The 13,521-nt window shown below is 66.5% G+C and carries 15 protein-coding genes and 1 pseudogene; 6 read left to right on the top strand and 10 right to left on the bottom strand.

Going from position 1 to position 13,521, the window contains the following annotated elements; all coding sequences use genetic code 11:
- Positions 1–4 precede the first annotated feature (4 nt).
- Genes AL346_RS15800 through msuE form a run of 4 tightly spaced genes read right to left on the bottom strand, consistent with a single transcriptional unit; the run spans position 5 to position 3,258 of the window.
- Complete coding sequence (locus AL346_RS15800; protein WP_019404542.1) at positions 5–745, bottom strand: ABC transporter ATP-binding protein; 741 nt, start codon at positions 743–745, stop codon at positions 5–7.
- On the bottom strand, positions 742–1,614 hold the full coding sequence (locus AL346_RS15805; protein ID WP_019404541.1) for an ABC transporter permease: 873 nt from the start codon (positions 1,612–1,614) through the stop codon (positions 742–744). The genes AL346_RS15800 and AL346_RS15805 overlap by 4 nt, the downstream gene beginning before the upstream one ends.
- A 33-nt stretch (positions 1,615–1,647) precedes the next feature.
- The gene (locus AL346_RS15810) at positions 1,648–2,649 is read right to left on the bottom strand and encodes an ABC transporter substrate-binding protein (protein WP_053193842.1); all 1,002 of its coding nucleotides are present in this window, start codon (positions 2,647–2,649) and stop codon (positions 1,648–1,650) included.
- A gap of 45 nt (positions 2,650–2,694) precedes the next feature.
- A complete protein-coding gene (msuE, locus tag AL346_RS15815) occupies positions 2,695–3,258 on the bottom strand; it encodes an FMN reductase (protein WP_040405549.1) in 564 nt (187 codons plus the stop codon).
- Between the two features lie 12 nt (positions 3,259–3,270).
- Here msuE and AL346_RS15820 point away from each other — a divergent pair, with 12 nt between their 5' ends.
- The 5 genes from AL346_RS15820 to AL346_RS25125 all read left to right on the top strand — a co-directional run bounded on the left by AL346_RS15820 (position 3,271) and on the right by AL346_RS25125 (position 6,667).
- Positions 3,271–3,474: a hypothetical protein gene (locus AL346_RS15820; RefSeq protein WP_019404538.1), complete on the top strand. Its 204-nt coding sequence runs from the start codon at positions 3,271–3,273 to the stop codon at positions 3,472–3,474.
- 384 nt (positions 3,475–3,858) lie between these two features.
- Positions 3,859–4,356, top strand: a complete 498-nt coding sequence (locus AL346_RS25120) for a hypothetical protein (RefSeq protein WP_156332774.1) — start codon at positions 3,859–3,861, stop codon at positions 4,354–4,356.
- A gap of 119 nt (positions 4,357–4,475) precedes the next feature.
- Complete coding sequence (locus AL346_RS15825; RefSeq protein ID WP_156332775.1) at positions 4,476–4,667, top strand: hypothetical protein; 192 nt, start codon at positions 4,476–4,478, stop codon at positions 4,665–4,667.
- 57 nt (positions 4,668–4,724) lie between these two features.
- Complete coding sequence (locus AL346_RS15830) at positions 4,725–5,057, top strand: hypothetical protein (RefSeq protein ID WP_019404535.1); 333 nt, start codon at positions 4,725–4,727, stop codon at positions 5,055–5,057.
- 1,334 nt (positions 5,058–6,391) lie between these two features.
- Positions 6,392–6,667: a hypothetical protein gene (locus AL346_RS25125; RefSeq protein ID WP_156332776.1), complete on the top strand. Its 276-nt coding sequence runs from the start codon at positions 6,392–6,394 to the stop codon at positions 6,665–6,667.
- On the opposite strand, the gene AL346_RS15835 is transcribed toward AL346_RS25125, so the two are convergent.
- Positions 6,630–7,076, bottom strand: coding sequence for a VOC family protein (locus tag AL346_RS15835; RefSeq protein ID WP_019404531.1), 447 nt, complete (start codon positions 7,074–7,076; stop codon positions 6,630–6,632). The two genes, AL346_RS25125 and AL346_RS15835, sit on opposite strands and share 38 nt — an antisense overlap.
- 445 nt (positions 7,077–7,521) lie before the next feature.
- Here AL346_RS15835 and AL346_RS25655 point away from each other — a divergent pair.
- Positions 7,522–7,736: pseudogene (locus AL346_RS25655) on the top strand (P-type conjugative transfer ATPase TrbB); the annotation flags it as partial.
- Positions 7,737–7,912: 176 nt separating this feature from the next.
- Here the strand turns inward: AL346_RS25655 and AL346_RS15840 are convergent.
- The 5 genes from AL346_RS15840 to AL346_RS15860 form a co-directional block, all read right to left on the bottom strand.
- Positions 7,913–8,446, bottom strand: coding sequence for a hypothetical protein (locus AL346_RS15840; RefSeq protein ID WP_019404530.1), 534 nt, complete (start codon positions 8,444–8,446; stop codon positions 7,913–7,915).
- The gene (locus tag AL346_RS15845) at positions 8,439–8,804 is read right to left on the bottom strand and encodes a hypothetical protein (protein ID WP_019404529.1); all 366 of its coding nucleotides are present in this window, start codon (positions 8,802–8,804) and stop codon (positions 8,439–8,441) included. The genes AL346_RS15840 and AL346_RS15845 overlap by 8 nt, the downstream gene beginning before the upstream one ends.
- A 30-nt stretch (positions 8,805–8,834) precedes the next feature.
- Positions 8,835–10,991: an autotransporter domain-containing protein gene (locus AL346_RS15850; protein WP_019404528.1), complete on the bottom strand. Its 2,157-nt coding sequence runs from the start codon at positions 10,989–10,991 to the stop codon at positions 8,835–8,837.
- 213 nt (positions 10,992–11,204) lie between these two features.
- A complete protein-coding gene (locus AL346_RS15855; protein ID WP_019404527.1) occupies positions 11,205–12,167 on the bottom strand; it encodes an AraC family transcriptional regulator in 963 nt (320 codons plus the stop codon).
- A gap of 143 nt (positions 12,168–12,310) precedes the next feature.
- On the bottom strand, positions 12,311–13,282 hold the full coding sequence (locus AL346_RS15860; RefSeq protein ID WP_019404526.1) for a helix-turn-helix transcriptional regulator: 972 nt from the start codon (positions 13,280–13,282) through the stop codon (positions 12,311–12,313).
- Positions 13,283–13,521: the final 239 nt, after the last annotated feature.

Raw genomic sequence — 13,521 nt, forward strand, 5'->3', positions numbered from 1 at the left:
GCTGTCAGGCGTAGACGCCGAGCGCCGCGAGAAGGCTTCGGCGAAGGTTTTCATGGCGGCCGTCAGAGGCGCGCCGCGGGTGAGGAAGGTCGACGGTCCGGTCGAGCACGATGCGGCCGTCCTCCATGACGAGCACGCGATCAGCAAGCGTGAGCGCCTCGTCGACGTCATGCGTGACGAGGAGCACCGTCGGCTTGTACTTGCCGATCAACTGGAACAGCAGCGCGTGCATGCGCAGGCGGGTCAGCGCGTCGAGCGCACCGAAGGGTTCGTCAGCGAGCAGCAGTTCCGGGGCTTGTGCTAGCGAGCGCGCAAGGGCGACGCGCTGCTTCTCGCCACCGGACAGGGTCTCCGGCCAGGCGGCCTCCCGGCCGGCGAGGCCGACATCTGCGAGCAACTTGAGGGCTCGCGTCCGGGCGTCGGAAGCCTGCAGGCCGAGCATCACGTTGTCGAGGACGCGCGCCCAGGGCAGCAGCCGCGCATCCTGGAAAAGCACCGACGATTTCGCCGGTACGTCGAGGCTGCCGCTCCGTTCCGCATCATCATCGAGCCGGGCGAGTGCCCTGAGCAGAGTGCTCTTGCCCGAACCGCTGCGGCCGATAAGGGCGACGAACTCGCCCGCCCGGATGGAGAGCGTGATGCCGTCGAGGATCGGGCGGCGGCCGAAGCCCCGGGCGAGGCCATCGAGTGCGACCGCGACGGGACGGGCGATCGACTCGGTGGTTTCGAGGCGCAGCAGGGTCATGATCCGATCACCTTACGGTAGGCGAGCGCCCGGCGTTCCCACCAGCGGACGGCGCTGTCGGAGACAAGGCCGAGAACGGCATAGACGACGAGCCCCACCACGATGACGTCCGTCTGGCCGTAGTCGCGCGCGCGGTTCATCAGGTAGCCGATGCCTTCCGTCGTATTGATCTGCTCGAGAACGACGAGGGCCGTCCAGCACATGGTTACGGCGAGCCTCAGGCCGGTGAAGAAGCCCGGCAGGGCGCCCGGCAGGGCGACGCGGCGGATGAACTGCGCCCGCGACAACCCGACCGTGCGGGCGAGCTCGACGTAGCGAAGATCGATGCCGCGCAGCGCGGCATGGGTGTTGATATAGACCGGAACCAGCACGCTCGTGACGATGAGGGCGATCTTCATCGTCTCGCCGATGCCGAGCCACAGGATGGCGAGCGGGATGAGCGCCAGCGTCGGGATGGCGCGCTTGATCTGCACGAGACCGTCGATGGTTGCCTCGCCGAGTCGCGTCAGGCCGGCAATGAGCGCGAGAATGAGACCGAGGGCGACGCCGATGGCAAGGCCGAGGTAAGCCCGTTCGGCCGAGGCGAGGAAGTGCTGCTGCAGCACGCCGTCGATCATCAGGTCATAGCCGGTCACGACTGCCGTCGAAGGTGCGGCGAGCAGGCGAGGGGACAACAGCCCGGTCAGCGAGGCGAGTTCCCAGATCGCCAGAACGAGGACCGGGCCGAACAGGTGACCGCCTGGGCCGAGCCGCCGCGGCGTAAGGGGCCGCGCAGTGCGCTCTGCCGCACCGGGCTTAGGCACAGCCTTGCCCGAAAAGCCGTGCCAGGCGGGGTCCGAGTAGAACTCGTGCGGGGACAGAATGGTCATGGCTCGCTCCCTCGTCATCCGTCGCGGCACTTTTCAGTCTCTGGTCGCCGCGGCAATGACGGCGTCAAAGCGCAGGTCGAACTGCCTGGACGCATCGAGGCGCTCCGGCAGGTCACCCGCCTCGTGGATGATGTCGACCAGCTCCTGCTGGCGCGGCACGAGCTCGGACAGCAGCGGGAAGGTCGGCTCGCCCTCGGAGACGGCGATGGCGCGTCCGTCGGCAGCCGACAGGCGCTGGCGATCCACGAAATAGGCCTTGACCCAGGCGTCGGTGTTGGCGGCGGCCCAACGCTTCGCCGTGATCCAACGCGTCACGAAATCGCGAATAGCGGCGGCCTTGCCGGGCTCGGAGAGCGCCTTGGTGCTGGCGTAGAGATAGGACAGGCGCCGCGGCAGCCGGTCGTGCTCGCTATCGGGAAGTGCGCTTGCCCCCTCGGTGTCGGCGAGGTAGCGCGAGAAGTGGGGCTCGTTCAGGACGGCCACATCGACCTGCCCGGTGCGGATCGCATCCGGGAAATCGGAAACGCGCAGAGGCACGAGGACGACGTCCTTGCGCGTCAACCCTGCGGCCTTGAGCGCATGCAGCACGAACGGCTGCCGACCGGTGCCCTCGGCGTAGGAGATGCGCTTGCCCTTGAGATCCTCGAGCGTCTTCACCGTCAGGCCGGGCCGGACGGCGAGCGAATAGTCGACGACCGCGCTCGTCACCGCCGCGACGATCGGAATGGCCTCGCCCGCCGCCTGCGCCTGGATGGGGGGCGTGTTGCCTACGGAAGCGAGATCGAGGGCGCCCGCACGGAAGGCCTCCAGGATGGCAGGTCCACCGAGAAAATTGGCGTAGGTGACGTCGGCAACAAACCTGTCCTGCTCGCCGGAAGCCTTCATGAGCGTCTGCAGGGCCTCGTTCTGGTCGGCGACAACCAGTTTCGTGCCGGGCGGCACATCGCGCGGCACGGCGTCGTTCGCTGCCCCGGCCGGCGATGATCCGACGGCGGCGGCGAGCATGAGGGCTGCGAGCCCGATCTTGAGGGTCATGGACGATCTCTCCTGGCCGTGATCTGGCCGTGATGTTCCCGGCGCTCAGGCGACGCGGGCGACCGGCCGGCGGTCGGTGTTGCCGAGCGACAGCAGCCGGTCGAACTCGAAGGCGGCGTCCGCAACGCGCTGCTGCAACGGGGGTGACAGCGCACCGTCGGCGAAATCCTCTCTGCCGGCATAGACGGCGGTCGGCACGGTCTGGGCGCCGAAGAAGCCGAACAGCGGCCGGAGCTGATGTTCGACGACGAGCGCGTGGCGATGGCCACCGCCCGTTGCCGAGGCGATCACCGGCTTGCCCGCCAGGGCGTGCGGCTCGACGAGATCGAAGAGGTGCTTGAAGAGCCCGGTGTAGGAGCCCTTGTAGACCGGGCTGCCGACGATGAGGCCGTCAGCCGCCTCGATCGCATGGATGACTGCTGCGGCACGCGGCGCGAGCGCGTCGCGACTGAAGGCGCTGATCTCCTCGCCAATGTCGAGGAGATCGAACACATCGAGATCGATGCTGCGCCAGCCGCCCACTTCGGCGGCGATGGCTTCAACGAGGAACCGCGTGCGGGACGGGCGATGCGTGTTGCCGCTCACGGCGACGATGCTCAACCGGCTCATCGCTGGCCTCCCGTGTGGACGGACTGGACTGGCCGTGCCGTCCGGCTGGCGATCGGCTTCGCGATCGAAGTTGAGAGGACCCGGTTCGGGCGTCCGATCGCGGACGAGCGAACGGGCGCGCTCGACCCGGCGCGGATCGATGCTGCGAAAATCGGCATAGAAGCTCCCTTCATCGGCGCGGGGCCGACGTTCCGAAAGGAATTCAGGATGATGTGAAGGCGCCTTACGCCCGAGCCTCAGCTACGACAGCAGGCCCTCGCGAGAAAACGTGGCATCTGCAACCTCTCGATCGTAGACCACGAGGCGGAGGTTCGCTCCGTGGCGCTTTAGCGTTTGATGACGCGGCGCAAGCTGCAATCTCAAATCACCGCGGCGCCCGCTCCGTTCGAGCGGGCGCAACTCATAGCAACACGGGTGCCGGCGAGTGTCAACCTAATCTCTATCGATTTTATAGACTTTAGATTCGAGCCGCGGTTCCACGGTCTTTTCCCCTGCCGGTTCGAGCGCCAGACCTCGGACAGGGGGAAGAGAGAAGCCCTGGCAACGATCCGGTGGGGTTGATCGGCGGGCTACGTATCTATTATCTCTACGGGATTAGTCGTGTATTGGGGTCGCAAAGTGGATGCCCAATGTCGAGCCGACCCGACCAAGGCGGGCCGTCCGGGCGCATTTCCCTGGCGAACCCGTCTCCTGCTTTGGTGTTCGACCAGCCCGTGGCGGGGTGCATATGCCAGCGAGCCGGAAATCGTCGATCTGGTCGAGCGCCTCACGGCGGAGGGGTGGCTCGTCCGCACAGCTTATCCACGCAACTTTCTTCTATGGCGGCACGGCCAAGTTCTCGCGCGAGGAGATTGCCGGCTCGTCGTCCTGCCGCGGACGTTCGGACGCCTTTCGGATCTGGAGATCAACGTCTTTCTTGCGACCGAGATTTTTCGCGCATGGCGGCAGCACACGAACAACGACGGTCGTGTCGACTGGGACGGTCAACTCGATCGCCTCTGTCAGCGCATGGCGGCGCGCTCGGGCGTGATCTTGTCGGACCACTCACGGCTGTACCGCAGGGCGGAAAGGGAAATCCTCATGACCGTCTGGGGCTGACCCTTCGATAGAAGTAAATATATATAATTAGTTGACATTTGAATTGCGCTACGCATACTGATGTCGGGAAGTGCCTACTGCAAATCGCCGCCCATGTCGGCATGACGGGGGATCTGACGATGAACGAGACATTTCCGAACCTCCTGCGCGCCTGGCTTGCACTGCTCGTCTCGCGTTTTTCCGCCGCGAATGTCGAGCAGTCGGACGCCCCGCCACCGCAATCGGTGCGGGTTCGTGAGGATGCCGACGATGCCGCGCGCCTCACCGACGAGCATGTGCTCTGGGGCTGGGTGCCGCACGGGCTCTGGTAATTGCTGCGCAACGCACGCGCGGTCCGTTTTCATGCCATCTGACGAGGAGAGTAGGGGATGACACGTCGCCTGCCGGCCCTCCATGAGGGCCACGCTCCGATTGAGCTGCACGAAGCTTTCGCGCACGCCCTGGAGGCTTTCGAGCATTGGGATCGCCGGACCGCCGAACCCAGAGTCCGTTTCGACGGCCGGGATGTGCCGATCAGCTCGGTATTCGGCCGCATGCGGACATGTTTCGATATTCTGCCTCTGCGTTTGCGCGAAGCCGTCGCCGACGTCGTCGGCGGGGGCGCGGCGGCCGTCGCGGAAGACGGTCGTGCGACCTTCGCAGACGCTGCCGTTCACCTGCGCGCCATGTGCCTCAGGAGGCTCCGGCGCGCGGTGGCATAGGCCCCGCCGGCGAGGCCTGAAAGTTTCGTCGACGCTTCAAGGAACAAACGCGCCATGCAGCCCGTTGGTTTCGGGCTGCATGGCGTTGGAGGACGATATGGCTGATTTCATGAGCAGCATCCCCCGGCCTGTGCGGTCGGCGCGAAGGGCGTGGCTTTCGGACGCGACCGCACGAATGGCGGTCGCCTACAGCCTATTCGCCCTGTGCTTCGGCTTCACGCTCGCCGTCATCGTCGGCGTCGTTCGCTAAAAGCTGCAGTGGATCAGAAAACCAGCGCTAGAGGCGATCGGGCCCTCGGGCGCCGTCCGCGCGACCACCTGGCCGTCGAGGTGACACATTACCTCGTGGGTCCGACCTGCCCCGGCTTCTGCGCCGCCTCCCGCCTCCGGATCGCGAGGCGGTGATGCACTCCGACGTCAGGGCGAGCGTGAAGGGGCCGCGCTGCTCCGCATCGCGAGGCGTTTCGGTCGAGGCAAGAACCGTCCGCAGGATGAGCCAGTGGAGCTAGTCGCCATCGGCGTCGATCAGCCGTCTCAGGAACAAGCTCGGCACATACTCGCCGAACTTGGCTGTCGATAGGTTTCCGACGAATATGGCAATGCGGTCGACCGATATCGACGGCATTGCGACCTGCCGGACGATTCCTCACGACGACGGCGACGGCACTTCGACCATCGACGCCAGGCCAAGTGGCCACGGTCGCCTCCGCGACTTGGACCTTTCTCGCGGACCAGCCGTGACGGATTCCAATTTGCGCTCTTGATCGCTGCACCATCGCCTGATCGCCGTCGTGTCCGCCACGCGACTGATACAAACCCTTGAACCTCTGGACGATCGAGTGGGAATGACGGATACAAACGGCGGCAATAGCGTAGGTTTGGCAGTGGTTTTCGCCGTTGTTTGATTGCCGTTCTCGTCCGTCTTTCTCTCCCATTGTTTGGCGTACTCCATTTCGGTCTCGCAGGACCGATCAGAGAGCGCTCTCAGGATGATGTAGAGCCTTTTCGATGGGTGGGAGTGCTCTGGCGTGGAATGGCGTGCACAAAGGCGGGGCTGCTTTGCGCCGCAAGTAGGTCATTCCGGGAGCCGTTGCCCGCACCCAAGAGCAGACATCGCCGACGGAAGTGCAGCGGCGGGGCTACGCCCGGAGTTGGAAAGCCGATTGCCAGGAATCGACTGGTAGACGCATGGGTGATTGCCCAAACATTTCTTGTGAAGGCCGCTCCGCAGCAACGCGAGGGGTCGAAGCCGAGTGGCCGAGACCCTTCTGGGGCTCGGTTCACGAGAACCCGAATGGCGGCGCTGACGCGCCATACCGCACGCTATATAGAAGGTGCTCGAACGCCTTCTGGGCGAGTGCTTCGGGACCAAACCAGCCGTCGTCTATCTGGAGCCATTCGACGACGAGGAGCAAAAACAGTTCTTTGACGCCGCTTTCCCCGGTGAGGACTTTGCCTCATTCGTGAAGGAAACGGAGCCGTTCGAACTGCACCCGCTGCTTAAGCCTATGTGCAAAGCGGCGGCCGGCCGTTCACGAGCAAGCGGCAGAATTTATCAGCTTGGACACGGGATCAGCCCTGCGACGGCTTCCAGTCGGCCGGTGGAATGACGTTGACCATCCACGGGATCCCGAACCTGTCGATCAGGGAACCGAAGCCGGGAGACCAGAAGGTCTCTCCGAAAGGCATGACACCTTTGCCGCCTTCGGACAGCTGATCGAACCAGCGTTGGCCTTCGGCCTTGTCCTCGGTATGGAGCGTAACGTCGAAGCCATTTTTGGGTTTGTCGATGTTGGGGGCCCATCCGGTGTCCATGTCGGCGCCCATCAACGCCTGGTCCCCCACGTCGAGCCAGCAGTGCATCAGCCAGGTTTTGTACTTCTCATCGGTAATCGGCATGCCGGGAGGCGCATCGCCATAGGGCATGGCGGCGGCGATCTTTCCGCCCAGGACCCTCGCGTAGAACTCGAATGCCTCGCGGCATTGGCCCTGGAAGCTCAGGCTGGTCACGATCTTCATGCTCGTCTCCCTTTTGATTGGTGCTTCGGCGCGCGTCAGAAATGAATCGAACTGCAGGACCGCACTCCGCCTGCTCGGCCTTCTGCCAGCGCGTGACATCGAGAACCTCGCCGTCGTCGAACGGCGAGACTTAGAAGTTCATCGTCCTTCGGCCTGGCCGTCCTGAACATGGGAATGGCTGTGCCACGGGCGTGGTCCGCTTCCTTTCTGCGTCAGATCCTAGGGAAAGCAGCCTTCGATTGCCTTCCTTCATCTATGTTGATATCAACATGTGTGTCAACGTTTCAGATGCGCGCTCCTGCCAACATTCCGACGGACAGGCGAGCCCGGCTGCCGCGGCTCCCTCGCAGCTTAATGCGGCCTTACCACGCCGTAACGGAACAGGCTGTGGGCCGTATCGACGATCGTTTCCTGGGCCCCTGGGCGGCATCCCACCATTCGCCGGGCGCATCATGTCGGCGCTGAGATTGATCCTGGCGCCCCGCATGTGTTGGCGGAACTCCCTGAAACTTGAGAGCGGTTCGAGGGGTTTTTGCCCCCTGAGGAGACGGCATCGGCCTTCGCCATTCTCAAGCCCGCGGCCGCGGTATTCACCTTCAACGACTATGTGACGGCCGGCATCAAGATCGAGGTCAAGCCGAAACCCTGCGAACCGCCGTATTTGCCGAGCAGAGCAAGTCTTCCGGTTCTGCCGGCAGGGACCTTTGTCGACGTCCGACCGTTGGGCCGACCGGGGCAAGATCTCGGCGTTGCGTGATCCCTTCACCCTTCGGACCTCAGAGATAAAGTCGGGACTTCTACGCCGGACGATCCCGCCGTGCGGCGACCTGGCCGGTTCATTTCTCGGCTGGTCCACCGCGGCTGGTCAGAAGTGCCCTCAGCCGCGGCACGTAAGGCCTGACGGTATCGGCGAAAGGAGCGCCCTCGAGGCGCATCGCCCACAGCGCGCGGATCTGCTCGTCGACAGCGTCGAGCGCCTCCTTCTTCTGCAGCGGGTCGAGCTCCTTCATGGCCTTGATGCCTTCCCTGGCGCCGGAGAGCATCGCCTCAACCTCCGCGCGGGGGATCGCGGCGACGAAACCCCGGATGGTTTCTCCGAGGGCGACCTTCCAGCGCTCGCGCGAGAAGCCGGCCCCGGCGATCAGCCCCCCGGCGGCGGCGTCCTCGTCGAACCACTCGTCGGCAATCTCCTCGTCATAGGCGAAATCGCCGAACTGCGGCTTCAGCCGCTCGATGAGGTCGACCACCGCAGCGGCATCGCGGCTCGACAGCGCATAGGCCGGTCCGGTCCACCACCGCATGCCGACGAGAACGGCAGCGGCGAGCGCGACGCCGCACAGCAGCTGCAGCCCACTGCGCAGTTCAGTCATAGCAATCCGCCATCGCCGCATGCGCCTGCCGGCCGGCATGGCTCTGGATGAGGGAGCCGCCGGTCGAGGCGGCCTGTGCTGCGATCATGCCGCCCCGCCCGCCGAAGCCGCCGAAACCGCCGACGAGCGACAGGGCGCTGCCGATCACCGCAGCGCCGGTCTGGGCCTCGGCGGCCTTGTTGGCCGCCTCCATGCAGGCCCGCTCGATCTCGGCGGCGTTGCGCTTGCCGCGCCGGGGCGTTTCCGACGGCGCGGAAGCGGCGACGCGGGCGCCTGCGGGAGCACCGGCATCGGGCGTCGAGGTCTGGTTGCAGGCTCCGACCAGGAGGCAGCAGGACAGGAGAAGCAGTCGCTTCATGGTCACTCCGGGCAATGTTGCTTGTAGGGGTCAGAAGGAGGTCTGGAAGCGCACGGCGCCCGACAGGGTCGCGTCGTAGCCGCGCGTGGCGGCATGCACCGCAAGCGACAGCAGCGCCCGTTCGCCGATCTTCTGGTCGAGGTCCGCGCCCACGCGCACCCAGGTCTCGCGCGTCGTGCCGCCGCCGTAGTCGAAGCCGTAGAGGCCGAGCACCTGGCCCCTGGCCCGCGTCGCGTCGCCCGTGCCGTGCACCAGCTCGAGCGAGCCGCCGAGCGTCGTCGTCGCCCCGAGCGCCGTGCGTGCCATGACGCCGAGGCGTCCCTCGCCGGTGACGAGCGTCTGGGCGTCAAAGCGAGCCGGGAAGGAGCCGAAGGTCTCGGTATAGCCATCGACGACGGTGCGCCCGACGGCGAGAGAGACGAAGGGATTGATCGTGGTGGCCCCCAGCGTCAGGGCGTTCTGCCAGTCCGCCCGCAGCCGCACGACGCCCGCGCGCACGCTGGTGTCGCCCTGCGAGGTGGTGAGCGAGCCGCCGTTCGTGTAGCTGCGGCGGATGTCGGCGTCCCAGCCGCCATAGAGGCCGGTGAGCGACAGGAGGATGGGGATGCCCTGGGGCCGCCAGTCGATCTCGCCGATCACGTACTGGCCGTCGAGCTTGCTGCTGCCGCCGGTCATCAGGTCCTGGCGGGCGTGGCTCGTGCCGAGGCCGAGCCCGACGCGGACCTGGCCCTGGAAGAGATCGGCGCAGAGCCCCGCCTCGGCGAGCCCGCCGGTGGCGTCGCGGCCGTTGCCGTAATGGGCGAGGTCGCCGTTGACCCAGAAGCAGGTGCCGCCGGGCAGGGTCGGATAGTCCATCAGCGGCCGGTGGTGGCTGCCGTTCATGGGGAGCCAGGCGAGATTCTGGCCGATGCGGGAGAGCTGGGCGGCGCCGTAGAGCGTGCGGTTGTATTCGAGGACATTCATCAGGCCGGTGCCAACGCCGCTCACCCGTGCGATGTATGCGTGCGCTGCGCCGGGATCGTCTGGATCCTCCATCTGGCCGACGACGACGCTGCCGTCGTCGGATACGCCGTTCGCCTCCGTCAGGACCATGGAGCCGACGCCTACCCCGTTCGATGATAACCAGTCGGCGACGGACACCATGCCGGTGGTCTCGGTCCAGCGGAAGGCTTGGGAGAAGCTCGTTCCCGGTGCGTCGGACCATCCGACCACCACCGCCCCGTCACCGGAAACGGCCGTCGCCTGGCTCGAGGGGCCGCCGAGCGTGCCGAGGTCCTGCATCTGCGGATTGCCGGACACGCCTCCGGTTCCCCCTTCCACCCACCGGAAGGCATGGCTGTGCCATGACGTGCTCAGGGAGGAATACCCGACCACCACGCGCCCGTCGCGCGACACGGCGGTGGCCTCGGCGAAGGTGCCGCCCAGCGTTCCAAGGTCCTCGGGCGTCGCCGTACCGACCGTCGTGACCTCGCTCAGGTCCCAGCGCAAGGCGCGCCGGGACGCACCGCTGCCCGGGTCCACCCCCCAGCCGACGGCAAAGATACCATTGCCGGATATGGCGGTGGCGGATGCCGCCCTCTCGGGATCGAGCCCTTCGAGCCGGAACATTTGCGGGTTACCGACGACACCGGTGGTCGCACCCTCGACCCACACGAAAGCGTGCGGCAGCGCTCCGGTGTCGAGCCGCGTCGAATAGCCGACGATCCGCCTTCCGTCGTCGGAAATTCCGAGACCTGCACTCATGCCCGGATCAGCGAAGCCGTTGAGGGTGCCGAGGCTCTGCATGCCGCCGAAGGCCGTCCAGCGGAACGCCAGTTCCCGCCCGTCGGCGTCGACCGAGGCGCCGGTCGCTACGCCGCCGTCGGATACGTCATTCGCACGGGCGTGGCCTCCGCCGAGATCGCCGAGGTCCGTGACCGCCCCCGTGATGCGATCGTAGAGCAGCGCCCGGGCCCGCCCGTCTACATCGTCGCCCCTTCCCGCCACATAGGAGCCATTGCCGCTGATCGCGAATGCATTCTGCCAGGCTCCAACCGAAAAATCCGGAAGCGCGCCGAACGTCCCTTCGGCGCGCGCCTGCGACACGGCCGAGAGCGCCGTCGTCGCAAGGCACAGGATGGCGAGGCGCCGTATGCCGCCGCGCGGGAGACGGCCTTTGCGGAATGCGGCTGTGGGGCTGGACTGCATGAACGAACGCTCCGTCGGACTGGCAAGGGGATGCCGTGCCGGCCGCCGTGCGGCGCCGGACCGGGGAAGGTCGCTCGGAACGGATCGGGCTGCCGCCCTGCGATGCGGGGCATCGTCAGGGGCGTCCGCTGCCGGGCAACGTCGTGACAGTGATAGTTGTTCTGCGTCTGTGCCCCGACACCCGGTGACAGGACGTGTGACACGGAAGGGAAGTCAGCCGGTCGCGAGAAGCCCCGCCCGCGCCTCCGACGGCGTCATGCCGAAGCGGCGGCGAAAGGCGCGGATGAAATAGGAGATGTTGTTGAAGCCCGCGTCATAGGCGATGACATTGACCAACCGGCCGGAGGTGCGCGGATCCGTCAGCTCCCGGTAGGCTCGCGCCAGACGCTGGCCGAGCACATAGTCGGTGAAGCTCTCGTCCGCGCTCTGGAACAGGCTGCGGATGTAGCGGGGGGTCACCCTGTGGGCCGCGGCGACGATCTCGAGCGAGACCTCCTCGCGGCGCGCCAGCCGGTCGCGGATGTCCTTCTTGACGGCGGCGAGCCGGGCGCCGCGCACCCCGCGCCGCTGCGCGACGACGCGCACGTCGCCCGCCGCCCCGAGCGCCATCAGGGCGAGATCGCGCAGATGGCTGCCGGCAATGCCCGGAAGATCCTCGGACCACTGGGTGGGGTCGTCCATCAGGCCCCGGACATAGCCGGCGAGCAGCGACAGGACCGGAACCTCGGCGCGCCGGATGACGCGCCGCGCCGCCAGAGCCTCGAGGTCGAGGTCGAAGGCGGCCAGCCCGGCGACCGGCATGGTGAGGATCGCGGCCGAATAATGCTGCAGCACATGGCAGACGACGGGGCGGTCGGCCATCCACACATGCCCGTCGCCCGGCATGCAGAGATGCTCCTGCTCCGAGCGCTCGCCGATGCCCACGAGCGCGTCCGGCGAAATGCACAGGACGAGATGGTCCTGCCCATCGCGAATGTGCGAGGTCGTGCGCACCGTGCGGCTCGCCGAGCCGGCGATGAGGGCGACGGAGAGGTTCGGCAGCCGCCGCGTCTTGAAGGTGAAGTGAAAGGCGCTGTCTGGCGCGGGATCGACATCCATGCCGACGAGCTGGGCATAGGCATCCCGGATGCCGTTCCGGGTGTATTCCTGGAACTGCTGCGAAGAATAGTGCTGCATCTCGGTCGCCGGCGAGTCGGATAGGCATAGGTCCGTGGGTGAGACCGGAAGCTAGACGGCGGTTTTCGCGGCGTGCAACCGCTCGTCGGGTGCGCATAATCTTTTGCTGGCGCGCATAACTGGTCAGAGACGGCCAGCCGATCTCAGTCGGCGCTGCGGGTCCGGCGATGGCGACCGGGAGAGACGCCGAAGCGGCGGCGGTAGGCGGTGACGAAATTCGACAGCTGCCGATAGCCGAGGCTCCAGGCCAGCTGCTTCAGCGGCATGTCGAGCCCCTCCTCAATGGCCCGGCGCGCCGCCCGCAGCCGCGCCTCCAGGAGATAGTCGAACACCGTCATGCCGAAGAGCTGGCGGAAACCCGAATTGAGCCGCTTGCTCGAAAGCCCGACCTCATCGGCGAGATCATCGAGCCGCGGTGGCGAGCCGAGGTTCGCCAGGAGCCGCGCCCGGGCCTCGTGCACGCGGCTGATCTCGCGCGGGCTGAGCGTCTCGGGCCGCTGCGAAGTCTCCGCGAGGGCATCGAGGGAATGGGTCAGCAGCTCCAACGCCTTGGCCTCGCGCCACAGGCCGCCCATGGTACCGCCATAGGCGGGCCTGCTGATCTCCGCCGCCGTGCGGGCAAGCGATGCTCCGAGAGCCTGCATTCGCGCAACCGGCAGCAGTCCGTTGGCAAGGACAGCGCGGGGCAAGGGTGGAAGACCGTCGCGCATGGCGAGATCCTCAAGCGCCTCAGGCGTGAGGATGAGCGTGACCGCCCGCCACGGCTTGCCTGCTGCGAGCCGGTAGGAGATCTTCCGTCCGGCGAGGCTGACGGCATAGAACCGGCCGTCATCGTTCCAGACCGCATCCTCGTTACCCTCGGCCGTCATCGTGCCGGCGCCGGCCAGCATGGCGCCAAGGACGAGATGGCCTGCCGGCGCGTCACCGAGCGCCGAGAGCTGAGAAGCATGGCTTACCACGCCCTCGACGCGGTACAGCGCAATTCCCGGGCGAACGATCTCGCGCTGCAGGAGTCCCGTGAACGGCCCCTCTGCGCACCGCGCAAGGCCGTCCGGATCATAGGTACTCTCGAGGCTCCGCTCCGGCAGATCGAAAACCCATCCAGCCTCGTCCATGCTCAACCCTACGGAAAGCGGCCGCCGCTCTTCCCGCAGCTTTGCCGCTTCACGTGTGGTTCGGCAAGCCGTGCGCTTGTCCGCTTCGCCCGGGGTGATGACACCGGGCGTCACGCCATGGCCTCAGCAGCATCGCGGCGCATTCCTTGAAACTGAACGTATCTGGTCAAGCCAGTCCTCGATTGCCGAGCCGTGGATCTGCGCAAGTCCACATATTTGCGTCACATGCAACCGCAAGC

It is taken from the genome of Chelatococcus sp. CO-6, assembly GCF_001271345.1.
Lineage (GTDB): Bacteria > Pseudomonadota > Alphaproteobacteria > Rhizobiales > Beijerinckiaceae > Chelatococcus_A > Chelatococcus_A caeni.